Genomic DNA, 26,128 nt, shown 5'->3' with positions numbered 1-26,128 from the left:
CTCCGGTCTCACCGGAGGACGGGCGTCGCTCCGGAAAATGGGGAGCCGCACCCCGGCCGCGGGGCGCGGGCGGGGTGCGGCGGCAGTGGCCGGTCAGTAGCTGACGGTCGACTCGTCACCGGTGTCGGTGACGATCGCCAGGCCGGCGCTGGTCCCGAGCAGCGAGGCACCCGCGCGCAGGAGTTCCAGGCCCTGCCGGTAGGTCTTGATGGACCCGGACGCCTTCACCTGAACCCCGTTCCGCGCCCGGTCAACAAGGTAGCGAACGCTCGTCGGGTTCGCAGTCTCGATCTGTCCGCTGCTGGCGTTCTTCAGGAAGGCGGCACCCGCCTCCATGGCGAGCTCGACGGCGGCCTCCTTCTCGTCGTCGGTGAGCAGCGGCAGTTCCAGCATGACCTTGACGGGCAGGCCCGAGGCCCGGACCACGCCCGCGATGTCCTCGCGGAAGTCGTCGTAGCGGCCGCTCTTGAGCCAGCCGACCTGGACGCCGATGTCGAGCTGGGTCGCGCCGAGCCGGGCTATCTCCGCGGCCTCGGCGGCCTTGCCCGCGCTGGTCATGACGCCGACGGTCGGGAAGTCCAGGGCGGAGGCGACCCCGACCCCGGTGCCGCGCAGCTCGGCCACCACGACGGGAAGCCAGGAGGCGGGAACCATCGCGGCGTTGAAACCGTGGGTGACCGCCTCCTGGGCGTGGGCGACCATCTCGTCGCGGGTCGCGTCCGGATCGATCTTGGTGTGCTGGATGTAGGGGGCCAACTCGGCGGGGCTGAGGTCGAGTTCGGCAGTGGTGACGGTCGTGGTGGACACGGAGTGATCTCCCTGTGTGGAGGGCGGTGGGGCACCCGGCGATACGGCCGCCGGGTGCTTTCGACGGACGGGCCGTCGCGGGAAACGGGAGCCGGGACGTGGGGTCCGGCGGCGGCTCAGAGCTTGGAGGCGTAGTGGTCCGGGACGACGACGCCCTCGCCGCCGAACCACCGGGGGGCGTCGACGCCGCAGAACAGGCCGATGTTGCCCCAGGGTTCGAAGGCTCCGGTGCGGACGACGACCTTGGCCTGCCGGGCCAGCTCGCCGAGGACCTCCGCGTGCGGACGGGTGGTGAACTCGGCGTCGCAGAAGCGTTCGCGCAGCCACGCGTCGAGCCGGGGGTTGCGGGTGGGGACGTCCTCGGCCCGGACCACTCCCTCGACGACCAGTTCGTCGGCTATCAGCCCGAGCACCGTCCGCAGGTCCGGGAGGTTCTCGGCGAGGGCGAGATCGACGCGGTGCGCGTCCCGGGGGATGGGGAAGCCGGCGTCCACGACCAGCAGCAGGTCGGTGTGGCCGAGCGTGGCCAGGGCCCCGCTCAGTTCGGCGTTGAGGATGCCGGAGCGTTTCACGGCGGGTTCCTTTCGATGGGGTCTTCGCAGGTCGGGCTGTGGGTCTCAGGCCGCCGCCGGCACCGCTCCGGTCGCGAGGGCCATGATGGATTCCTCGGTCGCCCCCGCGGTGTCGACGCAGCTCACCAGCCGGCCCTCGCTCATCACGGCGATCCGGTCGGTCAGGGTCAGCAGTTCGGGCAGGTCGGAGGAGGAGCAGAGGATCGCCAGGCCCTGCCGGGCGAGGGCGAACAGCTGCTCGTAGATCTCGGCCTTCGCCCCGATGTCCACGCCGCGCGTGGGCTCGTCGAGGATCAGCACACCCGGGTTGATCGCCAGCCAGCGTCCGAGTACGGCCTTCTGCTGGTTGCCGCCGGACAGGCTGGTGATGGGCTGGCTCATGGTGGCGGTCTTGACCCGCAGCTGCTTCGCCTGGTCGGCGGCCTGCGCGTCGAAGGCACGGCGGCGGACGATCCCGAGCCGGCTGAACGTCCTCGTGGTGAGCGCGCCGATGTTCTCGCCGACGCTCATGGTGGTCAGCAGCCCCTGGGCGCGGCGCTCGCCGGGCACGAACGCGAGCCGCCGTTCGACACTGGCGATCGGGTCGCGCCGTTCGTAGGGCCTGCCCAGCAGTTCCACGGTGCCGCCGGTCCCGCGGTCCCCGCCGAAGAGGTTGTGCAGCATCTCCACCCGGCCGGAGTCCGGCAGTCCGGCCACGCCCAGGATCTCGCCGGGGCGCAGGTCGAAGGAGACGCCGCTGTGCCGGCGTCCGCTCAACTCCCGCACCTTCAGCACGGGTTCGCCGCTGGACTCGGTGCCGCGCTCCGAACGGCGGGTGAACTGGCCCAGTTCACGGCCGACCATGGCGGCGACGGCCTGGTCGGGGGTGGTCTCCGCGCTCCGCCAGGAGGCGACGTGGGCGCCGTCGCGCAGCACCTGGATGTGGTCGGCAAGGCGGAACACCTCGGGCATGCGGTGCGAGACGTAGAGCATGGTCGTCCCGGCCGCCTTGAGCTTGTCCATCAGGGCGAACAGCCGGTCGGCCTCGGCCGGGGTGAGCATGGCCGTGGGTTCGTCCAGGATCAGCACGCGGCAGCCCCGGGCGATGGACCGGGCGACCACGATGAGCTGCTGGGTGGCCAGGTCCAGGGTCCGCACGGAGTCGTTCGGGTCCAGGCGGAGGTCGAGTTCGGCGAGGAGTTCGGTGGTGCGCTCCAGCATGCGGCGCCGGGAGGGGAACCAGCGGTTGCCCGGCTCGACCCCGCTCAGCACGTTCTCCGCCACACTGCGGTCGGGCAGCAGCGACAGTTCCTGGGGGACGATCGCGACGCCGTGCCGGCCGAGCATCGTGCTCGGGTCGAAGGACGTGACCTCCTCGCCGAAGACGGTGACGCCGCCGTCGCTGGGCGGCTGGAGGCCGGCCAGGATCTTGAGCAGGGTCGACTTGCCGGCCCCGTTCTCCCCCAGCAGGGCGGTGACCTCGCCCGCGGGGACGTCGAAGGAGACGTCGCTGAGGGCGCGTACCGGGCCGAAGTTCCGGGACAGGCCCCGGATCCGGACGGCTGGGGCGGCGGCGGGCGGGGTGCCGGGAGACGCCGAGCCGCCCGTGGCGGGGTCGCGGGAGGCGGCGGCCATCAGTCCTCCACCGTCGCGGCGTCGAGGTTCTTGCGGGTGATGAACTGCGCGCCGGTGTCCACACCGGTGATCTCGGTGCCCTTGGTGAGGAAGTCGTACAGCACCTTGACCGCCTGGTAGCCCTGCTCGGACGGGTTCTGGCTGATGGTGAAGTCCAGGACCCCGCGGTCGATGTACTCGGCGGTCTGGGTGAGCAGGTCGAAACCGCCCATCGTGATGGCGTCGGCGCGTCCGGACTGGGCCACCCACTTGGCGGCGGCCGTGGTCGAGCAGCAGTCGAGCCCGGCGACGGCCACGACACCGGACTGACCGGCCATGGTGGACTCGACGGTGTTGTAGGCGGCGTTGGGTTCGTTGCCGACGTTCACCGGCCCGACGACCTTCAGATCGCTGCCCGCCAGCCCTTCCTTGAAGCCGTTGAACCGGTCGTGCGACCAGCCGGCGCCGGTGTCCACGGAGAAGACGACGACGGACTTGCCCTTGCCGGTGCCCTTCAGGTCCTTGAGCAGCTGTTCGGCCTCGGCCTTGCCGGAGGCCTTGAGGTCCTGGCCGACGAAGCCCATCTGCTGGGAATCGGGGTTGTCGGTGTTGAACGAGATGATCGGGATGCCCGCCTTGTAGGCCTGGCTGATGACCGGCTTCAGCGCGTCGCTGGAGGCGGAGGAAACGGCGAGCCCGTCCACGGCCTTCTGCTGGATGAGCGTCTGGAGCTCGGAGACCTGCTTGGCGGCGTCGCCGCCGGTGGGGCCGATGAGGGAGACCTCGGCCCCCAGTTCCTTGCCGGCCCGCTTCATGCCACTGCCGATCGGTGTCGCGAAGGCGAGGGACGGGTCGTGGTAGCTCAGCTTGATGCGCATCGGCTTGTCGTCGTCGATCCGCTGCTGGATGTACGAGGCGAGCTTGAAGGAGCCGTCGCCGGAGCCGGAGCCGGCGGCGTCGCCGGCGGTGACGGCGCCGCACGCGGTGAGGGAGAGAGCCGCGGCGGCGGCCGTCGCGGCGACGAGGGATCTGAGGAGGGTGCGCGGGGACATCGTGACTCCCTTGTCGTGTCCGTGGGTCTGTGCGTCTGCGTGAGGTGGGAAGCGGACGGCGGTCAGGCGCGGGTCTTGCGCTTGCGCTGCCAGGTGTCGGCCGCGACGGCGGCGACGATGACGAGGCCGGTGACGACGGTCTGCCAGAAGGAGGAGATCCCCTTGATGTTGAGGATGTTCTGGAGCAGGCCGATGAAGGCGACGCCGATGACGGTGCCCCACATGGTGCCGGAGCCGCCGAAGAGGGCCGCGCCGCCGATGATGACGGCGGAGATGACGGTGAGTTCCAGCCCCTGGCCGGTCACACCCTGCACGTAGGACAGGAAGGACAGGCCGAGTACGCCGGCGAGGCCGGCGGTGAAGCCGGACAGGACGAAGGCGGTGAGCTTGACCCGCTTGACGTTGACGCCGACGAGGCGGGCGGCCTCCTGGTTGCCGCCGACGGCGTAGGTGTTGAAGCCGAAGCGGGAGCGGGACAGCAGCACCACGCCGAGGGCGGCGACGGCGGCGAAGAGGACGAACTGCATCGGGATCACTCCGAAGAGCCGTCCCTGGCCGAGGAGGTTGAACTCCGCGACCCCGGGCTGGGAGGAACTCAGGGAGATCGGGGCCCCGTCGGAGATGAGCAGGGCGACGCCGCGGAAGACGCTGAGCGTGCCCAGGGTGACGATGAAGGAGGGCACGCCGAGCACCACCACGGCCAGCCCGTTGAGCAGTCCGGCCAGGACGCCCACGGCCAGTCCGGCGAGCATCGCGGCGGGCCAGTTCCAGCCGTCCGAGATGAGCAGTCCGGTGGAGATCGCGGAGAGGGCGTAGGTGGAGCCGACCGAGAGGTCGATCTCGCCGTTGAGGATGACGAACGTCGCTCCGACGGCCATGATGCCGATCTGCGCGATCTGCTGACCGACCGAGAGCAGGTTGTCGGACTGGGCGAAGGTCGGCGAGAGCACGGTGCCCAGCAGGAAGAGCAGGACGAGCGCGGCGAAGACGCCGGCCTCGCGTGCGTGCAGCAGCCTGCGCAGCGCGAGCGGGAGCTGTCGTGCCGGTCCGGTGGCCGACGGCGCCGCGGCGGTCGGGGGTTTCGAGGTCGTCGAGGTCACGGGGTTCTTCCAATCCGGGCGTTCAGCTGGTCTCGGGTGGGCAGGGCGGGGACGACGCCCGCGATCGTCACGGTGTGGGCGCCAGCGGCGGCGGCGAACCCGGCCGCCCTTTCGAGGGGCTGTCCCTCGGCGAGGGCGACGGCGAGGGCCGCGGTGAAGGAGTCGCCGGCGCCCGTGGTGTCGACGACGGCGGGGGCCGGGTGCGCCGGCACCGCGGTCACGCCGGAGGCCTGGGCGACCAGGGCGCCCTCGCCACCCCGGGTGAGGACGGCGGCGCCTCCGGTGCGCTCCCGCAGGGCGCGAACCAGTTCCCCGTCGCCGAGCCCGTGGCCCTCGTCGAGGCCGAGGAGTACAGGGGCCTCCGTCTGGTTCGGCGTGATCACGTCGATGAGGGGCCAGCACTCGTCGGGAAGCGGCCGGGCGGGCGCGGGGTTGAGCAGGGTCGGCGTGCCGGTCTCGCGGCCCAGGCGGAGCGCCGTGACCACGGCCTCCTCGGGGATCTCCATCGACACGACCAGGATGTCGGCGGAGGCGATCTCGGCGCGGAAGGGTGCGACGGCGGCGGCGTCCAGTTCGTCCAGGGCGCCCGGGGCGATGGCGATGCGGTTCTCGCCGGACGGTTCGACCAGGATGAAGCCGACCATCGTGGGGGCCTCGGCGGTCAGCACATGTTCGGCGCCGACACCCTCGCGCTGCCACAACTCACGTGCGGAGCGGCCGAAGTCGTCGTCGCCCACGGCCGTCAGCAGCGAGACCTCGGCCCCCAGCCGGGCGGCGGCGATGGCCTGGTTGCTGCCCTTTCCGCCAGGACCGGGATCGAACACCCCGCCCGAGACGGTCTCACCCGCCGCGGGGGCCTTGGGGACCCGCATGGTGAGGCCGGCTCCATAACTTCCGACAACCGCGATCTTCATGGGCGCACCGCTTTGTGTATGGACAACCATGGACAAGCGAGATCGTAGGTACAGGGATGTCCATAGTCAATGGTGGTCGAGAGGATGAACTCCGGATGTTGCCGCGCGTACAAGGAACGGGCCCGGGCTCCTCGGTGACGAGGAACCCGGGCCCGTCGGCCACACCGCGAGCGGTACGGCCGCCGCTAGGAAGCGCCTGAGCCGCCCGCCGGGCGGCCTTCCCGCGCCTGGCGTTCGCCGAGCCTGCTGTGGGTGCGGCCGTAGAGGTAGTACACGACGAAGCCGATGACCATCCAGATGGCGAAGCGGAGCCAGGTCTCGGCGGGGAGGTTGACCATCAGCCAGAGGGAGGCGCAGACGGAGAGGATCGGGAGCACCGGGACCCAGGGGGTACGGAAGGCGCGGGGCAGGTCGGGGCGGGTGTTGCGCAGGATGACCACGCTGATCGCGACCACCACGAACGCGAACAGCGTGCCGATGTTCACGAGTTCGGCGAGTTCGCTCAGGCTGGTGAAGCCGGCGACGACGGCGATGATCACGCCGAGCAGGATGGTCGGCCGGTACGGGGTGCGGAACCGCGGGTGGGTGTGCGAGAAGAACCGGGGCAGCAGCCCGTCCCGGCTCATCGCGAAGAAGACCCGGGCCTGGCCCAGGAGCAGGATCATGCACACCGTGGTCAGGCCGACGGCCGCGCCGAAACTGATCAGGCCCGCGTACCAGGGATGCCCCGTGGACTTGAACGCGTCGGCGAGCGGAGCGTCCACGGACAGCGCGCTGTACTTCTGCATACCGGTGACGACGATCGACACGGCGACGTACAGCACGGTGCAGATGATCAGCGAGCCGAGGATGCCGCGCGGCACGTCGCGCTGCGGGTTGCGGGTCTCCTCCGCCGCGGTGGCCACCACGTCGAAGCCGATGAAGGCGAAGAAGACGACGGACGCGGCGGTGAAGATGCCCATCACGCCGAAGTTCGAGGGTGCCCAGCCGAACATCAGCTGGATGAGCGGTGCCTTGAGGGTGCCGCCCGCGGGCACCGGCTGCGCCTTCGGGATGAACGGGTCGTAGTTGCCGCCCTTGATGAAGAAGGCGCCCGCGATGATCACGACGAGCACCACGGCCACCTTGACGGCGACGACGATCGTGGTGACCCGCGCGGAGAGCTTCATGCCGAGCACGAGGATGACGGTGAGGACCAGGACCAGGAGGGCGGCGAGGATGTCGAAGCCGAAGCCGGTCGCGCCGTCACGGCCGCTGAGATATTCGGGCAGGTGCCAGCCCGCGTTGTCGAGCAGCGAGTGGATGTAGCCGGACCATCCGACGGCGACCACCGCGGTGCCGAGCGCGAGTTCCAGCACCAGGTCCCAGCCGATGATCCAGGCGGGGAGCTCGCCGAGCGAGGCGTAGGAGAAGGTGTAGGCGGAGCCGGCCACCGGAACCGTGGAGGCGAACTCCGCGTAGCAGAGCGCGGCGAGCGCGCAGACCACCCCGGCCACGGCGAAGGACAGGGAGACGGCGGGGCCGGCGGTGTTCCTGGCCGCCGTACCGGTGAGGACGAAGATGCCGGTACCGATGATGACACCGACGCCGAAGACGGTCAGATCGAGGGCGGACAGGGATTTTCTGAGCGCGTGCTCGGGTTCCTCGGTGTCCTGGATCGACTGCTCGACGTTCTTCGTCCTGAAGAGCGTGCTGCTCACGGCGTGACCTCCCCTGCGTGTCGTCCTCGACCTGGCCCGGACCGGCCGAGCCGGCTCGGCATGATCGAGAGAGCTGGGGATGCGTATGCCCCGGCACTCGCAGGTTCACGCAGACGGGCCGGTCGCGCCACCCGTAAGAGGGGGCGCGACCGGCCCGTGCCGTGGTGGTCCTGGTCCGCGCGGTCGGCGGCTCAGTCGCGCACGGGCTGCACCGCCGCGTCCACCTGCGCGTCGACCCCGGCGTCGACCTCCTCCGGCCGCTCGAACCGGCCGTCCAGCTTGGAGACCAGGCCCGTGACCTGACGGGCGATGTCCGGCGCGGTCAGCCCGATCTCCGCCAGCACCTCGGCCCGGGAGGCGTGGTCGAGGAAGCGCGGCGGGATGCCGAAGTCGCGCAGCGGCATGTCCACACCCGCGTCACGCAGGGCCTGGGAGATGGCCGAGCCGACACCGCCGACGCGGGAGTTGTCCTCGACCGTGACGACCACGCGGTGCCGTGCGGCGAGCGGCGCCATGGCCTCGTCGACGGGCTTGACCCAGCGCGGGTCGACGACGGTGGTGGTGATGCCCTGCTTGTCGAGGAGCGTGGCCACCTCCAGGCACATCGGGGCGAGGGCGCCGACGGAGACGAGAAGCACGTCCGGGGTGTCGGTGCCGGGCTCGCGCAGTACGTCCATGCCGCCGACGCGGCCCACCGCGGGTACGGCGGGACCGACGGCGCCCTTGGAGAAGCGCACCACGGTCGGGGCGTCGTCGACCTCGACGGCCTCGCGCAGCTGGGCGCGGACCTGGTCGGCGTCGCGCGGCGCGGCCAGCCGCAGACCCGGGACGACCTGGAGGATCGACATGTCCCACATGCCGTTGTGGGAGGCGCCGTCGGTGCCGGTGACACCGGCCCGGTCCAGGACGAAGGTGACCCCGCACTTGTGCAGGGCCACGTCCATCAGGACCTGGTCGAAGGCGCGGTTGAGGAAGGTGGCGTAGACGGCGAACACGGGGTGCACGCCGGCGTGGGCGAGGCCGGCCGCGGAGACGGCGCCGTGCTGCTCGGCGATGCCGACGTCGTAGACCCGGTCGGGGAAGGCCTTGGCGAACTTGTCCAGGCCGACCGGCTGGAGCATCGCCGCGGTGATGGCGACGATGTCGCCCCGCTCCTTGCCGAGCCTGACCATCTCCTCGCCGAAGACGGAGGTCCAGTCTGCGCCGGAGGTGGCGATCGGCAGTCCGGTGTCGGGGTGGATCTTGCCGACGGCGTGGAAGCGGTCGGCCTCGTCCTGGAGGGCGGGCTGGTAGCCGCGGCCCTTCTCGGTGAGGCAGTGCACGATGACGGGACCGCCGAACCGCTTGGCGCGGGCCAGCGCCGACTCCAGGGCCTCGATGTCGTGGCCGTCGATGGGGCCCACGTACTTCAGGCCCAGGTCCTCGAACATGCCCTGCGGGGCGATGAAGTCCTTCAGGCCCTTCTTGGCGCCGTGCAGGGTCTCGTACAGCGGCCGGCCGACGACCGGGGTGCGCTCCAGCACCTCCCGGGTGCGGGCCAGGAAGCGTTCGTAGCCGTCGGTGGTGCGCAGGGTCGCCAGGTGGTTGGCGAGGCCGCCGATGGTGGGCGCGTAGGAGCGCTCGTTGTCGTTGACGACGATGACGAGCGGGCGGTCCTTGGCGTCGGCGATGTTGTTCAGCGCCTCCCAGGCCATGCCGCCGGTCAGCGCGCCGTCGCCGATGACCGCGGCGACGTGGCTGTCCCGCTCGAGCAGCTGGTTGGCCTTGGCGATGCCGTCGGCCCAGCCCAGCACGGTGGAGGCGTGGCTGTTCTCGATGACGTCGTGCTCGGACTCGGCCTGCGAGGGGTAGCCCGACAGACCGCCCTTCATCTTCAGCTTGGAGAAGTCCTGGCGGCCGGTGAGCAGCTTGTGCACGTAGGACTGGTGGCCGGTGTCCCACAGCACCTTGTCCTTCGGCGAGTGGAAGACCCGGTGCAGGGCGATGGTCAGCTCCACCACACCGAGGTTCGGGCCGAGGTGGCCGCCGGTCTTGGAGACCTCGGTGACGAGGAAGGTCCGGATCTCCTGCGCCAGCTGGTCCAGCTCCTCCAGGCTGAGCCGGTCCAGATCGCGCGGTCCCCTGATGCGGGTCAGCAGCGGCACCCGTGCCTCCTTGCGTAGAGCTGATCGAGCTGTTGCCGGGCTCGTCGAGTCTAATGTTCCGCCCGAGCGCCCGGTGTCCGGGCCGGGGGTCGTACGTCACGCGAACGGCGGTACCGGTGTCGCGCCCGCCATGACACGACTGTGCCCAGCACCACCATGGGTGCCGGGCACAGCTCTGGAGCGGACGAGGCTTACGCGCGCCCCGCCGACTTCTGCGTCTTGCGGGTCACGGCGTCGATGACGACCGTCGCCAGCAGCACGCCACCGGTGATCATGTACTGGACCGGGGACGCGATGCCCTCCAGGGCGAGGCCGTACTGGATCGAGACGATGACCAGCACACCGAGGAGCGCGTTCCAGGTGCGGCCGCGGCCGCCGAAGAGGGACGTGCCGCCGATCACGGCCGCGGCGATGACGTTCATCAGGAACTCGCCGGTGCCCGCGCCCTGGTTGGCGGAGGCGATCTTCGAGGCGACGAAGAGACCGCCGATCGCGGCGAAGGTGCCGGCGATCGCGAAGACCGAGATCCGGACCAGTTCCACGTTGATGCCGGCCCGGCGGGAGGCCTCGACGCTGCCGCCGAGCGCGAAGACCTTGCGGCCGTACGCGGTGCGGCGGAGCACGAAGTCGGTGATCACCAGCACGGCGAGGAAGATCACCACGGCGAGGGGCAGGCCCTTGTACTGGTTGTACATGACCGCCACGGCGAAGGAGACGACGGCCAGCAGCACGGTGCGCACCACGATGTCGCTGAGCGGCCGGGACGGGATCCCGGCAGCCTCGCGGCGGCGGTTGCCCAGGTACGCGGTCAGGAAGTACCCGCCGACGGCCACGACGGCGAGCCCGTAGGCGGCGGCGACGTCGGTGAAGTAGTAGCTGGTGAGCTTGGTGACGATGCCGTCGTCGAGGTTGATGGTGCCGTTGCTGCCGAGGATCTGGAGCATGAAGCCCTGCCAGAACAGCAGTCCGGCCAGCGTCACGGCGAAGGCGGGGACGCCGATGCGCGCGAAGAAGAAGCCGTGCAGGGCCCCGGCCGCGGTACCGGTGAGGATGGCCAGCACCAGGGCCAGCACCTCGTTCATCCCGTGGGTGATGTTCAGCACCGCGAAGGTGGCGCCGGCGACACCGGAGACCGAGCCGACCGACAGGTCGATCTCGCCCAGCAGCAGGACGAACACGATACCGACGGCGATCATGCCCGTGCCGACCATGGCGACGGAGATGTCGGAGAGGTTGCCCGCGGTCAGGAAGTTGGAGTTCAGGCTCTGGAAGATGATCCAGATGACCAGCAGACCGATGACGACCGGGACGGAGCCCAGGTCACCGGCCTTCATCTTGCGCTTGAACTCGGTGACATAGCCCGCGAAGCCCTGTTCGCGCACCAGCAGCCGGGGGTCCACGACGGTCGCCGCGCCTGCCGCCGCCTCGGTGTTCTCCAGCGCGCTGCCCTCGGGGGGCGTGGAGGTCTTGTCGATGCTCACTTCTTGATCTCCCCATTGGTGCGCGCCGCACGGCGGGTGACGGCGTTGTCCGTGGCGCCGGTGATGGCGGAGATGATCTCTTCCTGGGAGGTCGACTTGACCTCGAAGACACCGTTGTTGCGGCCCAGGCGCAGAACGGCCACCTTGTCCGCGACCGCTTTGACGTCGGCCATGTTGTGGCTGATGAGGATCACCGCGTGACCGCGCTCGCGCAGCCGCTCGACCAGGTCGAGGACCTGCGCGGTCTGCTCCACGCCGAGGGCGGCGGTGGGCTCGTCGAGGATGACCAGCTTGGGCTCGCCGAGCATGGAACGGGCGATGGCCACGACCTGGCGCTGGCCGCCGGAGAGCGAGGCGATCGGGATACGGACGCTGGGGATGCGGATCGACAGCGTGTCCAGCAGTTCGCGGGAGCGGCGCTCCATCTCGACCTCGTCCAGGACACCGCGGCGGCGGATCTCCCGGCCCAGGTAGAGGTTGCCGACGACGTCGATGTTGTCGCACAGCGCGAGGTCCTGATAGACCGTCGCGATGCCGAGGTTCTGGGCGTCGTGCGGCTTGTTGATCTGGACCGGGCGGCCGTCCCACTCGATGCGGCCCTCATCGATGGGGTGCACGCCGGCGATCGTCTTGACCAGCGTGGACTTTCCGGCGCCGTTGTCGCCCACCAGGGCGACCACCTCACCGGCGTGGACCTCAAGCTCTACGTCGGTGAGCGCCTGGACGGCACCGAACCGCTTGGAGACCCCGCGCAACGCCAGCACGGGCGTAGCGGACAAGTGAACCATCTCCTTCGCCGCCTGACCCGGCGGGAGGTTGTGCAGAAGTTTGGGGGGTTGTTCCGTCCGGCGCCCCGCACGAGCTTGCGGGGCTTTGGATACGCGGGGCGCCGGCGGAGCCTGGGGCGCGTCCCGTCAGGGGGTTCGGGGGGTGAACTCCCCGAACTCCCCTGACCCTGGAGGCGCTTGATTCGCGTTGCCGCGGACCGGTCCGGTTACTTCAGACCGATCTTGTCGCAGGCCGCCTTGTACTGGGCGGTGCAGATCTCGGCAACGGTGTAGACGCCGTCCTTGACGACGGTGTCCTGGATGTTGTCCTTGGTCAGCGAGGTGACCTCGACCAGGACCGAGGGGACGCCCTTGGTGGTGGGGCTGTCGACCTTGTCCTTGGCGATCGAGTCCAGGGACTTGCCCTGGGCCAGGGCGACGGCCATCTCGGCGGCGGCGTCGGCCTCGGGGGCGTACGGCTTGTAGACGCTCATGTACTGCTCACCGGAGACGATGCGCTGCACACCCGCGAGTTCGGCGTCCTGGCCGGTGACCGGGACGGAGATGCCGGCGGCCTTCAGGGCGGTGATGATGCCGCCGGCCATGCCGTCGTTGGCGGAGTAGACGCCGACGATGTTCTTCTTGCCGATGGAGGAGATGGCGCCCTCCATGTTGGAGTTGGCGTTCTCCGGCTTCCACTCCTTGGTGTCGTACTCCTTGCCGATGTTCACCTTGCCGTCGAGGACCGAGTGGGCGCCGTCCTTGAACTGCTTGGCGTTCGGGTCGGTGGAGGAACCGTTCATCATGACGATCTTGCCGGACTTGGCCTTGTCGCCCAGCGCCTTGAGCAGCGCCTCGCCCTGGGTCTTGCCGACGGTCACGTTGTCGAACGAGGTGTAGGCGTCGATCGGGCCCTGGGCCAGGCGGTCGTAGGCGACGACCGGGATGCCGGCGTCCTTGGCCTTCTGCACCGAGTTCTTGATGGCGGCGGCGTCCACGGCGTCGACGATCAGCACGTCCACCTTGTTGGTGATCATCGTCTCGACCTGCTGGCTCTGCAGGGTGGCGTCCTGCTTGGCGTTGGCGTAGACGACCTTGCCCTTGTTGTTCGTCAGCTCCGCGACCTTCTTCTCGATCAGCGGGCGGTCGAACTTCTCGTAACGAGCGGTCTGGTTCTCCGGCAGCAGCAGGCCGACCTTGATGGCGTCGCCCTTCTTCTCGCTGCCGGCCGACTTGGAGGAGTCGCCACCGGACTCCTTGGCGCTGCCACAGGCGGCGAGCGAGACGGCCATGGCACCAGCAGCAACGGCGAAAGCCGCACGACGCATACGCGTGTTCACTTCTTCAAACCTCCCTGACGAGGCCGCGTCGTTGCGGCCGAGGTGGCTGGAAGTCAACTCGGCCGCGCGTGCGACGTCAAGAAGTAAATCCTTAACGAGATGGCAACGGTGCCATCCGTTCTCTAAGTGAAGGCAGGGGTGGCCGCGTGCAACGTGCCGTCCAAAAGTGTCGAATCGCCCATCTCGCTGAGCGCCAGGGCGAGCGCCCCGAGGACCTCGGCGCGGCCCCCGAGTGCCCCGGGAAGCACGGAGAGTTGACGCGCGGCACTGGGGATGGCGTACCGCCCGACCGACTCCCTGATCGGGCCCAGCACCAGCTCACCGGCCTCGGCGAGGTCGCCGCCGAGCACCACCCGGCTGGGGTTGAGCAGATTGCAGAGATTGGCGACTCCGCTGCCGATGTGACGGCCGACGTCGGCGATCACCCGGCGGCAGCCCGGGTCGCCGTCCCGCGCCAGCCGTACGACGCCCTCCATGGTCAGGTCGGTGCCGTGGCTGGGCCGGAGCAGCGGGAGCACGTACCCGGCGGCGGTGAAGGTCTCCAGGCAACCGCGGTTCCCGCAGCGGCAGACCGGGCCCGACTCGTCGAGCGTGATGTGCCCGATCTCACCCGCCGTGCCGCCGGGGCCGCGGTAGATCCTGCCGCTGATCACCAGGCCCGCGCCGACCCCGCTGGCGATCTTGATGTAGGCCAGGTCGCGCACGCCCCGGCCGCTGCCCCAGACCAGCTCGCCCAGAGCGCCCAGATTGGCGTCGTTGTCCACGTGCACCGGCACGCCGAGGCGCCCCCGCAGCTCCTCGGCGGGCTTGACGCCCGTCCAGCCCGGCAGGATGGCCGTGGAGCCCAGCGTGCCGGACTCGACGTCGATCGGGCCGGGTACGCCGACACCCACGCCGGCGATCTTGGAACGGTCGACGCCCGTGGCCGCGATCAGCCGGTTGACCAGCTCTTCCGCCCGGTCGAAGCCCTGCGTGGAGGAGGCGTCGACGTCCAGCGGCTCGGACTCCTCGGCCAGCACCTGGTGGGCGAGGTTCCCTATGGCGACCCGCAGGTGCGTATGCCCGAAATCGACGCCGATCACGATGCCGGCGTCCCCGCTCAGGGACACGCTGCGGGCCCGGCGCCCGCCCGCGGAAGTGGGCGTGACCTGGACCGTTCCACCGTCCTTGAGTTCGCGCACGATATTGGAGACCGTCGCCGCGGACAGGCCCGTGGTCCGCGCGATCTCCGCCTGCGTGAGTGATCCGGCAAGGCGCACGGCACGTACGACCCGCTCCAGGTTGGCTCGGTGCAGCGACGACTGCGACCCTGGAGTCTCCACGACGACCTCCTGCGCGCGGGGCCGCTTCGGCGAGGCCCCGTCCAATGTCCAACTAGTGAACTCTAAGCTGAGCTGTTCGGGTCCCCTCCCGTCAAGAGGTTGAACGGTATCCGGGTCCATGGACAGGCTGATGGAGCCGTGTCACGCACGCGTGTGCGGACATGCGTGCGCCGCCCCGGCACGCCCCGGAGGGGGCGGCGAGAGCGGCGTACACGGGCTGCGGGGCGCCGGGCGCCGCCCGCACGGGACGGGTCTCGGCACCGGAACGCCGGACGGCGACGCGCGGAGGGCGGCAGGAGGCACGGGGCGGCGCGTGCGGGGCGCCGGGGCGCCGGGAGCTACTTCAGGGCGCCCGCGGTGAGCCCCTGCACCACCTGGCGCTGGAAGACGATGTACGCGGCGAGCACCGGCAGCATCGCCATCACTAGTCCGGCGAAGAGACCGGACCAGTCGCCCTTGTAGCCCTGGCTCACGGCCAGCTGCACCAGGCCCTGGGTGAGCACGTGCTTGTCCGGGTCGGTGTTGAGCACCGTCGGCAGCATGTACTGGTTCCACTGCCCCAGGAAGTTGAAGATCCCCACGCTGATCAGGCCGGGCTTGGCCATCGGCAGCATGATCTGGAAGAACGTCCGGGTGTGCGAGGCCCCGTCCACGAAGGCCGCCTCCGCCACCGAACTCGGCAGGGTCCGGAAGAACGCGGTCAGGAAGAACACCGTGAACGGCAGTGAATAGGCGATGTAGACCAGGATCAGGCCGTGAATGGTGTTCAGCAGTCCCATGTTGTTCACGACGTAGAACAGCGGGACCAGGGCCAGCATGATCGGAAAACTCATGCCGCCGATGAAGAGGTAGTAGATGAAGCGGTTGCCCGGAAAGTCGAAACGGGCCAGCACATACGCCGCCATCGAACCGAGAACCAGGGTGCCGACGAGCGAACCGCCCACCACCAGAATGGTGTTGAGGAAGTATTCGCTCATATTGGCATCGGTCCAGGCCCGCGCCCAGTTGTCGAAGTGGAGTTTGTCGGGCAGCGCCCAGGGCGAGCTGAAGATGGAGTTGTCGTCCTTGAAGGACGTCATCACCGCCCAGACCAGCGGCATGACCACCATGATCGCCCAGATGATCAGAATGCCGTGCGAGAAGACGTTGAGGACGGAGCCGTCCTTCTTCCGTCCGCCCGGCTTTTCGGCCGGTACGCCGGCCGTGGCGGGGCCGACACCGGACTCGGCCGGAACGGGGGCGGGGGACTCGGTCGTTTTCATCGTCAGAACTCCAGCCGCTCGCGCCGGCCCAGCCGCATCACGACGGCCGCGAAGGCCAGCGTGACGATGAGCAGGGCGACGCCGATCGTGGTGGCGTAGGCGGCCTGACCGTCACGGAACGCCTTCTGGTACACGTACAGGACCATGACGGTGGTCGAGTAGTCGGGGCCGCCCGGCCCGGTCGTCATGATCTGTACGACCGCGAACGACTCCGCCCCGAGGGCGAGGATGCCCATGTACACCCAGCCGGACTGCACGGTGTCCCACAGCAGCGGCAGGGTGATCCGGAAGAAGGTGGTGAACCGGCTGGCGCCGTCCAGCAGCGCGGCCTCGTACAGGTCCGCCGGGATGGAGGCCATACCGGCCGAGAACAGGACCACGAAGAAGCCGACCGTGGACCAGACCAGCACGCCCATCACGCACCACAGCGCGAGGCCCGGGTCGCCCAGCCACAGCGGCTGGACGCTGCCGAGCCCGATCCCGCGCAGCACGGAGTTGATCGCGCCGCTGTCCGGGTTGTAAGCGAACGCGAACAGCAGGGCCACGATGGCGATCGACAGTACCTGCGGGAAGAAGTAGACGATCTTGTAGAACGAGGAGCCGCGGACGCCGGAGATCGCCGGTCCGCCCCGGCGGCGCCGCCCGCCCACATTGATCATGAAGGAGAAGAACAGCGCCAGACCGATCGTCACCAGCGGTAGCACCAGAGCGAACAGCAGGCTGTGCTGCAACGACTTCCAGAAGATGTCGTCGTGGAGCATCCTCTGGTAGTTGTCGAAGCCGACCATCTGGAAATCGGGGCTCAGACCGGTCCAGTCCGTGAACGAGTAGTAGATGGACTGGATGAACGGCCAGATGACGAAAAGCGCGTACAGCCCGAGGGGAACCGCGAGGAACCCCACGATGAACCGGTACTTGCCGTGCTGCATTGCTGCCGACCCCGATCTCTGGGCGGGTGGTACCGCTGGTGACGGATCCTCAGGACTACTGGTGCTTGTAGTGCTTGATCGACTGGTCCTTGGCGGCCTCGTCGGCGAAGCCCTGGATCTTCTTGATGGCCTCGGCCGGGGTGAGGCGGCCGGCCATCATCTCGCCGATGCCCGACACACCGATCTTCTCCTTCTGGAGCTGCACGTACCAGTCCTGGAGCCGCGGGTTCACCACGTTGGAGCCGGCCTTGTCCAGCGCCGCGACTCCGGACTTCAGTCCGGGGGTGAGCGGAATGCCGTCCGTACCGCCGTTGTACGCGGTGAGCGACTTCACCTTGGAGGTGAAGTTCTTCGAGGAGGCCTCGCTGAGCATGATGCGCAGCTGCTCCATGCCGCCCTCGGGGTTCCTGGCCTTGGCCGGGACGATGAACGGCTCGCCGCCGGAGGCCCAGATGGTGCCGAACGGCATGTTGTCGGAGCTGTCGATGCCGGTGGGCGCGGAGACGGCCAGGTTGAAGTCGGCCGGGATGACGTTGGCGGACTCGTTCTCCACCCAGGAGCCGTTCGGGATGAACAGCGCCTTGCCCTTGGCCCAGGCGGTCTGCGACTGGATGTGGTCCAGGCCCGGGGTGCCCTTGAGGATGTAGCCCTTCTGGAAGAGCTCGTAGTAGGCCTCGAAGCAGGCCTTGACCGCCGGGTGCTTCCAGGCGTTGGGCTCGAGGTTGTCGATGGCGTCCAGGACCTCGCGGCCGCCGACCTTGCCGATCATCGGGTAGAGCGAGAAGGGCAGGTAGTAGGGGTACTTGCCGGCGTAGGTCCAGCCGGCCATGCCCTTCTTCTTGGCCTTCTCGCAGACCTTGAGCATCTCGTCCCAGGTCTCCGGGTACTTCTCGTCCAGCGAGTCCAGGGCCTTCTGCGAGTACCACACGCCGTAGACCGTGTAGGCGTAGTACAGGATCCAGACCGGCTGGCCGTCGAACTGGCCCATCTCCACGATGCCCGGGCGCAGGGTGTCGCGGACCTTCTTGCTCGGGTCGTCGTAGGACGCGGCGTCCAGCAGCGGGGTGAGGTCCGCGAGCTGGCTCTTGCCCACGAGGACGCCCATGTCCATTTGCTCCGCGCCGGAGTTGTCGATGAGGTCCGGCGGGTTGCCCTGGTTGAAGCGCGGCTGGAGCGTCGACTGGATCTTCTGCGTGGCGGCGAACTTGGTCTTCGCCTTGGGGAAGTCCTTCTGGTAGATCTTCACGGCGTCCTCGGCGTACTCCTTGCCGAAACCGCCGTCGAACAGGACGAATTCCATCTGCGCGGTGTCGTTGACACCGAGCGGGTTCTTCTCGGTCTTCTTGCCCGCCTTGGCCTTCTCCTGGCCGTCACCGCCACCACCACTGGCGCAGGCGGACAGGAAGCCCATCGCGGGAACGCTGATGAGACCGAGTGCGGCGGACCGCTTGATCAGAGCCCGGCGGCCGACGCCTCCGTGGTGCTCGGCGGAAGTGGATCCCATGCTCAAGTCCTCGCCTTCTCCAGGACTCAGGCGGTGAACCGGATCCTCCCCGGCACCGCGGTCGGGTCAAGCTGGGTCGTGCAGGAAGTACTTAGTGCGTCATCTACCGGGATCGGACGGAAGACAAGGAGGCGGACGCGTCTCCCACGTGCACCACCCTTTCCGACTCCCCCGGGTCCGCTTCCGGCCGTTCTCACGGTCGCGCGGACGCCGACAGGTATAGTCCACTTCCCGTCAACGGAGCAAGATCGAGAGCAAGGTTCACCGCGGGTCTTTTCCGAGTTGAGACCTCACGCAGAATATGAGCCGTCTGTGGGCTTCCGTTGACGGAGATATCCATGCCTTTGCGTCCGAATGCCACACCCAACACCCTTGACATCACTGGTCACTTGGCTCCCTACTGGTCCTTGCGTAAAGAGCTGACAACGTTGTCCGAACGCAGGGAGGGACGCCGCGCATGCAGCGCAGAGTACGGCACAGATGGGGTCCGGCGGTCGTCATCACGGCCGCCTTCGTCACGGCAGCCGGCTCGCAGGGGGCCGCGGTCGCCCTGCCCGGCAAGCCCCCGGCCGCCGAACGGGAGTTCAGCTCCTCGTTCGAGGCCGGCGATCCGGCGCCGGACTGGCTGAACACGGTCGACACCGCCCCCGGCGGCGGCAAGCGCGCCTCGGGCGTGGACGGCGGCTACAGCACCGGCATCCCCGGCAATGTGGACGACCACATCACCGAGGTCCGGGCCAGCGGGGAGAACACGGGCGGCGGGGAGGTGAAGGAGAACCTCGTCGACGGCGAGTCCGGCACCAAGTGGCTGACGTTCCAGCCCACCGGCTGGGTCGAGTTCGACTTCGACAAACCGCAGAAGATCGTCCGGTACGCCCTCACCTCCGCGAACGACTTCGACGGGCGCGACCCGAAGGACTGGACCCTGAAGGGCTCCACCGACGGCAAGGACTGGAAAACCCTCGACACCCGCACCGGGGAGAACTTCTCCGAGCGGTTCCAGACCAGGACCTACGACCTGGCTGAACCGGCCGAGTACCAGCACTTCCGGCTCGACGTCACCAAGAACAACGGCGCCTCGGACATACTCCAGCTCGCCGATGTGCAGTTCTCCACCGGCGGCGACGACGCGCCGGTCCCGCAGGACATGCTCTCGCTGGTCGACCGCGGCCCGAGCGGCTCCCCGACCGCGAAGTCGGGCGCCGGCTACACGGGCAAGCGGACCCTGCGGTACGCGGGCCGGCACACCGCGAAGGGCCGGGCGTACTCGTACAACAAGGTCTTCGACGTCAATGTCAAGGTGCTGCCCGACACGCAGCTGTCGTACCGCCTCTACCCGTCGATGGCCGACGGCGACCGCGACTACGACGCCACCAACGTCGCCGTCGACCTCGCCTTCACCGACGGCACCTACCTGAGCGGGCTGGGCGCGACCGACCAGCACGGCTTCACGCTGAGCCCGCAGGGCCAGGGCGCGGCGAAGACGCTGTACGTCAACCAGTGGAACAGCGTGGCCTCCCGGATCGGCTCGGTCGCGGCGGGCAAGACCATCGACCGGGTCCTCCTCGCCTACGACTCCCCCACCGGCCCCGCGAAGTTCCGCGGCTGGCTGGACGACGTGGTGATCAAGCAGACGCCGCAGGAGAAGCCGAAGGCGCACCTGTCGGACTACGCGCTGACCACCCGCGGCACCAACTCCAGCGGCAGCTTCTCGCGCGGCAACAACTTCCCCGCGACCGCCCTGCCGCACGGCTTCAACTTCTGGACGCCGGTGACCAACGCGTCCTCGCTGAGCTGGCTGTACGAGTACGCGCGCGCGAACAACGACGACAACCTGCCGACGATCCAGGCGTTCAGCGCGAGCCATGAGCCGAGCCCCTGGATGGGCGACCGGCAGACCTTCCAGGTGATGCCGTCCGCCGCCGCGGGCACCCCGGACACCGGACGCACCGCCCGCGCGCTCGCCTTCCGGCACGAGAACGAGACCGCGCGGCCGTACTACTACGGGGTGCGCTTCGAGAACGGCCTCAAGGCGGAGATGACGCCGACCGACCACGCGGCCGTCCTGCGCTTCACCTACCCGGGCGACGACGCGAGCGTGGTGTTCGACAACGTCACCGAGCAGGCCGGCCTCACCCTGGACAAGGAGCACGGAGTCGTCACCGGCTACTCGGACGTCAAGTCCGGGCTGTCCACCGGCGCCACCCGGCTGTTCGTCTACGGCGTCTTCGACAAGCCCGTGAAGGACGGCTCGTCGAGCGGCGTCAAGGGCCACCTGCGCTTCGACGCGGGCAAGGACCGCACGGTCACCCTGCGCCTCGCCACCTCCCTCATCAGCCTCGACCAGGCGAAGGACAACCTCCGCCAGGAGGTCCCGGACGGCACCTCCTTCGACACCGTCAAGGCGTCCGCCCAGCGGACCTGGGACAAGCTGCTCGGCAAGGTCGAGGTCCAGGGCGCCACGCCCGACCAGCTGACCACGCTCTACTCCAGCATGTACCGGCTGTACCTGTACCCGAACTCCGGCTTCGAGAAGGTCGGCGGGAAGTACCAGTACGCCTCCCCGTTCTCGCCGATGCCCGGCCAGGACACGCCGACCCACACCGGCGCGAAGATCGTCGACGGCAAGGTGTACGTCAACAACGGCTTCTGGGACACCTACCGGACCACCTGGCCGGCGTACTCGCTGCTGACACCCGGTCAGGCCGGTGAGATGGTCGACGGCTTCGTGCAGCAGTACAAGGACGGCGGCTGGACCTCCCGCTGGTCCTCCCCCGGCTACGCCGACCTGATGACCGGCACCTCCTCGGACGTGGCCTTCGCGGACGCGTACGTCAAGGGCGTGCCGATGGACGCGAAGGCGGCCTACGACGCGGCCCTGAAGAACGCCACCGTGGTGCCGCCGTCCTCGGGCGTGGGCCGCAAGGGCATGACCACCTCGCCCTTCCTCGGCTACACCAGCACGGCCACCGGCGAGGGCCTGTCCTGGGCGATGGAGGGCTACGTCAACGACTACGGCATCGCGAAGATGGGCGAGGCCCTCTACAAGAAGACGGGTGAGAAGCACTACAAGGAGGAGGCCGACTACTTCCTCAACCGGGCCCAGGACTACGTGAACCTGTTCGACTCCCGGGTCGGCTTCTTCCAGGGCCGCAACGCCCGGGGCGACTGGCGCCTCGACGCCTCGAAGTACGACCCGCGCGTGTGGGGCTACGACTACACGGAGACCAACGGCTGGGGCTACGCCTTCACCGCCCCGCAGGACAGTCGCGGCCTGGCGAACCTGTACGGCGGGCAGAAGGGCCTGGCGGACAAGCTGGACACCTACTTCGCCACTCCCGAGACGGCCGGCCCGGAGTTCGTCGGGTCCTACGGCGGCGTCATCCACGAGATGACCGAGGCGCGGGACGTGCGGATGGGGCAGTACGGCCACTCCAACCAGGTCGCCCACCACGTGATCTACATGTACGACGCGGCGGGGCAGCCGTGGAAGGCGCAGGCGAACGTCCGTGAGGCGCTCTCCCGGCTGTACGTCGGCAGCGAGATCGGCCAGGGCTACCACGGCGACGAGGACAACGGCGAGCAGTCGGCCTGGTACCTGTTCTCCTCGCTCGGCTTCTACCCGCTGGTCATGGGCAGCGGCGAGTACGCCATCGGCTCCCCGCTGTTCACCAAGGCGACGGTGCATCTGGACGGCGGCCGCGATCTGGTGATCCAGGCCCCGAAGAACAGCGCGAAGAACGTGTACGTGCAGGGCGTCCGGTTCAACGGCAAGGCGTGGAACTCGACGAGCCTGCCCCACTCCCTGCTGTCCAAGGGCGGTGTCCTCCAGTTCGACATGGGTCCGCGGCCCTCCTCGTGGGGCACGGGCAAGGACGCGGCGCCGGCGTCGATCACGACCGGCGACAAGGCGCCGAGCCCCCGGGCGGACGTGCTGAAGGGCGACGGGGCGCTGTTCGACGACACCTCGTCGACGGAGGCCGCCGTGACGACGGTGGACCTGCCGGTGACGGGCCCCGTCAAGGCCGTCCAGTACACCCTGACCTCGTCCGGCGACCGCGCCAAGGCTCCGACGGGCTGGACGCTCCAGGCGTCCACGGACGGCACGACCTGGAAGACGGTGGACCGGCGCTCGGGCGAGTCCTTCGCCTGGGACAAGCAGACCCGCCCCTTCACGATCGCCGCACCGGGCACCTACCAGAGGTACCGCCTGGTCCTGGACGGCGCCTCGACGCTCGCGGAGGTGGAGCTGCTGGCCTGAGCCGCTGAGCGTCCGGCATGAGGAAGGGGCGGGCCCGCCGGGCCCGCCCCTTCGTGCCGTCCGGAGGACCGGAGGTCCGGTCAGCCGGTGGCGACGGTGAAGACGTGCAGGTCGGCGTTGCCGGGCAGCCGCACACCGCTGATCCGCTTGCCCGCCGGGGCCTCGTACGGCGCGGTGGCGAAGACGTAGGTGGTCACCGCGTCCTTGTCCGCGCCCGCGACATTGCGGTACGCGGTCTTGGCCACCACCGAGTTGCCGAACTGGACGGTGCCGCCGCCTCCTCCGACGGTCCAGTCGGTGAAGGAGAGGTCGACGGTGCCCGTGGTGCCGTCGGTGTAGGTGACGGTGGCCTTCGTCTGCTGGTTGCCGTTGACCGCGCTGCCGACGAAGGACAACCGGGCCGCCGGCTCGGCCAGTTCGATGCTCTGGCCGGCCGCCGAGGCGTTGTCGGGGCGCCCGCTCGGCGAGTTCGGCCAGGTGAAGGTGAGGCCGTTCACCGTGCCCTGCCCGCCCGGGGTGAGGCCGGCCGCCGCGAGGGCCTGGCGGGAGTAGCTCCAGCCGCCGCCGTCGTAGTCGGCCTCGTCGTGGTCGCCGTCGTCGTCCGAGACGCCGGTGTTGTCGTACGCGGCCAGCAGGCTGCCCGGGGCCGCCACCGTCAGGGACACCGGCTGCTCGTAGGACTGGCTGCCGGAGGTGACCGTGACCTTCGCGTCGTAGAAGCCCTGTTCGGCGTCCGGGGCGGCGGTGAGCGTGATCTGCCGAACGCCGTCGGTCACCGTGCCCTCGGCGGGGGTCGCCGTGATGCCGGACGGGGTGCGGACACTGAAGCGCACCTCGGGGCCCTGGCCGCCGTTCAGTGACAGGGCCCGGACGCCGAGCGTCGTGCTGCCGCCGGGCGCGAGCGTCGCCGCGGTCGGGCCCACACCGATCTGGTACGGCTGCTCGCCCTGGCGGAAGGAGGGCGGGGCGGCGGACGGGGCGCTGCCCCAGGTGCGGTCCGGGGTGGCCGAGAGGGTGTAGTCGAGCCGGCCGCCGTCACGGACGAAGCTCGCCGGCAGCCAGGGGCGGTCGCTCGCCCGGCCGTTCACCGTCAGGGACCGGACGTACGGGGATCCGGCCGCCGCTCCCGTGGCGCGCACGGAGATGTCGTTGCCGTGCGGGCGGCGGATCTCGATCCGCTCGAACAGCGGGGAGGACAGGACGAGTTCGGCGCGGGAGGGCACCTGCGGATACATGCCGAGCGCGGAGAAGACGTACCAGGCGGACATCGCGCCGAGGTCGTCGTTGCCGGGGATGCCGCCCGGCTGCGTCGTCCACAGCTGCCGCATGGCCGCGCGGACGGTCTCCTGCGTCTTGTAGGACGCGCCCGCGTAGGCGTACAGGTAGGGGACGTTGATCGAGGGCTCGTTGTCGAGTTCGGACTTGGCGCCTCCGCTGCCGGTGAACGCCCAGCCGCCGTCCGCGTCGTGGAAGAAGTCGTCCAGACGGGCCAGCGCCGTCTCCCTGCCGCCCATCGCCGCGAACAGGCCTGCCGGGTTGTGCTGGACCATCCAGGTGTACTGGGCAGCGGTGCCCTCGACGAATCCGTTGCCGGTGTCCGGGGTGAAGCCGGTCACCCAACTGCCGTCGGCCTTGCGGTTGGCGATGTAGCCGCCGGAGGGTTCGGCCGCGACGTTGAAGTTGTTCTGCCACCACTGGGCGCGCTCGGTGAAGGTGGCGGCGGTCTTCTTCTGCCCCGCCGCTTCGGCGAGTTGGGCCAGCGCGAAGTCGGCCGTGGACATCTCCAGCGTCTCGGCGGCGCCGCCCCAGGCGTTGGAGACGGACGGCATGTAGTGCAGCTTCAGGTACTTGTCCAGGGAGGGCCGCTGGCCGGCCGCCAGGACCGGCTTGCCCGCCGGGGACAGGTCCCGCTCGGTCGGCACCGTCGCCGCCTTCACCAGGGAGGCGAGGGCCCCCTTCAGGTCGAAGCCGGTGCCGCCGAAGGCATGGATGCCGGCGAGGGCGGTCGGCGAGGGGTCGCCGTTCATGACGTGGGTACCGCTCGCGCCGTGCAGCCACCGGTCCCAGACACCGTCGTTCTGACGGGCCAGCTCGTACAGGGACTGGGCCACGTCCGAACCGGTGGCCGGGCTGAGCAGGGTCAGCAGCTGCACCTGGTCGCGGTAGACGTCCCAGCCGGAGAAGGTGCCGTACTGGGCCTGGTGGCCGCGGCCCACGGTGTGCACCTTGTCGTCGGCGCCGCGGTATCTGCGGTCGGCGTCGCTGATGACGTTCGGGTGGAGCAGGGCGTGGTAGAGCGCGGTGTAGAAGGTCGTGCGCTCCTCCTCGGTGCCGCCGCCGACGCGGATCGCGCCCAGCCGGTCGTTCCAGGCGCGGCGGGCCGCGCCCTCGACCGAGCCGAAGGAGCGCTGGGGCGGGTTCTCCGCGGCCAGGTTGGCCTCGGCCCCGGCCTGACTGACGTAGGAGATGCCGACCTTGACGCCGACCGGGCCGGTGCCGGGCGCGAACTCGACGTAGCCGCCGGTTCCCTTGCCCGCCACGGGCCTGCCGCCGCTCGCGAAGCCGCCCGTGCCGCCGGTCGCCGAGGTCGCGCCCTGGTTCAGCTTGTCGTCCTGCCAGGTGCCCGTCGCCTTGAAGGGGCGGTCGAAGCGGGCGGTGAAGTACAGGGTGTAGTAGGCGCGCCGGCCCTCCGGGTCGAGGTAGCCGCAGAAGTTCCCGGAGGTGACGGAGCCGGAGACGGTCCGCTTCACCGGGTCGATGGTGAGCGACGAATCGGTCGAGCCCACCTCGGAGTTGGCGGTGCGGACCAGAAGGGAGGCGGGCTTGTCCGCGGGGTAGGTGAAACGCGCCGAACCGGTGCGGATGGTGGCCGTGAGGTCGGCGGTGACTCCGGAGGCGAGGCCCACCGAGTAGTGGCCGGGCTCGGCGGTCTCGTCGGAGTGGCTGAAGTCGGAGGCGTAGACGGCGTCCTTGGTGTCGCTCGCGGGTGAGGAGGTGACCTTCCCGGCGTACGGGAAGAACGGGATGTCGCCGCTGCCGCCCGCGCAGCCCGTGCCGGACATATGGGTGAGGCTGAAGCCTCGGATGCGGGTCGCGTCGTACTGGTAGCCACCGGGCGCGGCAGTCCTCGTCGCATCGCCGCGGGTGTTCTCCGGGCTGAAGGAGAGCATGCCGAACGGGACGACGGCGCCCGGGAAGACGTTGCCCCCGTTCCTGGTGCCGATCAGCGGATCGACGTACGCGGTGGCGTCCTCGACCAGGGCGGGACCGGATCTCGGGGGTGCGGCGGGCGCCGCGAGGGCGGGACTGGCGCCGCAGGCCGCGAGCACCGCGGCCAGCAGCAGGGACATGGGACGGAAACGCATGACGCGGCCCCTCCT

The 26,128-nt window shown here is 69.6% G+C and carries 17 protein-coding genes; 1 reads left to right on the top strand and 16 read right to left on the bottom strand.

All coding sequences use genetic code 11. From position 1 onward, the window contains the following. Positions 1 to 93: 93 nt before the first annotated feature. From deoC to ngcE, 15 genes are all read right to left on the bottom strand, one after another. Complete coding sequence (gene deoC, locus ACWC91_RS10035; RefSeq protein WP_225075762.1) at positions 94 to 807, bottom strand: deoxyribose-phosphate aldolase; 714 nt, start codon at positions 805 to 807, stop codon at positions 94 to 96. Between the two features lie 116 nt (positions 808 to 923). Beyond that, complete coding sequence (rbsD, locus tag ACWC91_RS10030; protein ID WP_281154341.1) at positions 924 to 1,379, bottom strand: D-ribose pyranase; 456 nt, start codon at positions 1,377 to 1,379, stop codon at positions 924 to 926. A 45-nt stretch (positions 1,380 to 1,424) separates the two neighbouring features. Then, positions 1,425 to 2,993, bottom strand: coding sequence for a sugar ABC transporter ATP-binding protein (locus ACWC91_RS10025; protein WP_281154342.1), 1,569 nt, complete (start codon positions 2,991 to 2,993; stop codon positions 1,425 to 1,427). Further along, positions 2,993 to 4,024 (bottom strand): sugar ABC transporter substrate-binding protein, encoded by a 1,032-nt coding sequence (locus ACWC91_RS10020; RefSeq protein ID WP_281154343.1) that lies wholly within the window; start codon positions 4,022 to 4,024, stop codon positions 2,993 to 2,995. Before ACWC91_RS10020 ends, ACWC91_RS10025 begins: the two co-directional genes overlap by 1 nt. Before the next feature lie 62 nt (positions 4,025 to 4,086). Next, a complete protein-coding gene (locus ACWC91_RS10015) occupies positions 4,087 to 5,124 on the bottom strand; it encodes an ABC transporter permease (protein ID WP_281154344.1) in 1,038 nt (345 codons plus the stop codon). Further along, positions 5,121 to 6,038 (bottom strand): ribokinase, encoded by a 918-nt coding sequence (locus ACWC91_RS10010; protein ID WP_376499378.1) that lies wholly within the window; start codon positions 6,036 to 6,038, stop codon positions 5,121 to 5,123. Before ACWC91_RS10010 ends, ACWC91_RS10015 begins: the two co-directional genes overlap by 4 nt. A 185-nt stretch (positions 6,039 to 6,223) precedes the next feature. Further along, complete coding sequence (locus tag ACWC91_RS10005; RefSeq protein ID WP_225075768.1) at positions 6,224 to 7,738, bottom strand: amino acid permease; 1,515 nt, start codon at positions 7,736 to 7,738, stop codon at positions 6,224 to 6,226. Positions 7,739 to 7,929: 191 nt separating this feature from the next. Then, positions 7,930 to 9,882, bottom strand: a complete 1,953-nt coding sequence (dxs, locus tag ACWC91_RS10000; RefSeq protein ID WP_281154345.1) for a 1-deoxy-D-xylulose-5-phosphate synthase — start codon at positions 9,880 to 9,882, stop codon at positions 7,930 to 7,932. Between the two features lie 191 nt (positions 9,883 to 10,073). Then, a complete protein-coding gene (locus ACWC91_RS09995; RefSeq protein WP_225075770.1) occupies positions 10,074 to 11,363 on the bottom strand; it encodes a sugar ABC transporter permease in 1,290 nt (429 codons plus the stop codon). Continuing rightward, positions 11,360 to 12,151, bottom strand: coding sequence for an ATP-binding cassette domain-containing protein (locus ACWC91_RS09990; RefSeq protein ID WP_225075771.1), 792 nt, complete (start codon positions 12,149 to 12,151; stop codon positions 11,360 to 11,362). The genes ACWC91_RS09995 and ACWC91_RS09990 overlap by 4 nt, the downstream gene beginning before the upstream one ends. A gap of 206 nt (positions 12,152 to 12,357) precedes the next feature. After that, positions 12,358 to 13,458 (bottom strand): substrate-binding domain-containing protein, encoded by a 1,101-nt coding sequence (locus tag ACWC91_RS09985; protein WP_225075772.1) that lies wholly within the window; start codon positions 13,456 to 13,458, stop codon positions 12,358 to 12,360. A gap of 134 nt (positions 13,459 to 13,592) precedes the next feature. After that, positions 13,593 to 14,792 (bottom strand): ROK family transcriptional regulator, encoded by a 1,200-nt coding sequence (locus tag ACWC91_RS09980; protein ID WP_141357332.1) that lies wholly within the window; start codon positions 14,790 to 14,792, stop codon positions 13,593 to 13,595. Positions 14,793 to 15,130: 338 nt separating this feature from the next. Then, positions 15,131 to 16,054: a carbohydrate ABC transporter permease gene (locus ACWC91_RS09975; RefSeq protein WP_225075773.1), complete on the bottom strand. Its 924-nt coding sequence runs from the start codon at positions 16,052 to 16,054 to the stop codon at positions 15,131 to 15,133. A 2-nt stretch (positions 16,055 to 16,056) separates the two neighbouring features. Then, a complete protein-coding gene (locus ACWC91_RS09970; RefSeq protein ID WP_141357336.1) occupies positions 16,057 to 16,983 on the bottom strand; it encodes a carbohydrate ABC transporter permease in 927 nt (308 codons plus the stop codon). Between the two features lie 55 nt (positions 16,984 to 17,038). Then, positions 17,039 to 18,487: an N-acetylglucosamine/diacetylchitobiose ABC transporter substrate-binding protein gene (gene ngcE / locus ACWC91_RS09965; RefSeq protein WP_225075774.1), complete on the bottom strand. Its 1,449-nt coding sequence runs from the start codon at positions 18,485 to 18,487 to the stop codon at positions 17,039 to 17,041. A gap of 457 nt (positions 18,488 to 18,944) precedes the next feature. Between ngcE and ACWC91_RS09960 the strand changes: the two genes are divergently transcribed. Continuing rightward, positions 18,945 to 22,748: a GH92 family glycosyl hydrolase gene (locus ACWC91_RS09960; RefSeq protein ID WP_450640863.1), complete on the top strand. Its 3,804-nt coding sequence runs from the start codon at positions 18,945 to 18,947 to the stop codon at positions 22,746 to 22,748. A gap of 80 nt (positions 22,749 to 22,828) precedes the next feature. Here the strand turns inward: ACWC91_RS09960 and ACWC91_RS09955 are convergent, their stop codons facing one another. Then, positions 22,829 to 26,113 (bottom strand): GH92 family glycosyl hydrolase, encoded by a 3,285-nt coding sequence (locus ACWC91_RS09955; RefSeq protein WP_450640861.1) that lies wholly within the window; start codon positions 26,111 to 26,113, stop codon positions 22,829 to 22,831. Positions 26,114 to 26,128: the final 15 nt, after the last annotated feature.

The organism is Streptomyces sp. NPDC001204 (assembly GCF_053598035.1).
The sequence above is the reverse complement of the archived record's forward strand: the minus strand, read 5'-3'. Positions and strand labels throughout refer to the sequence as shown.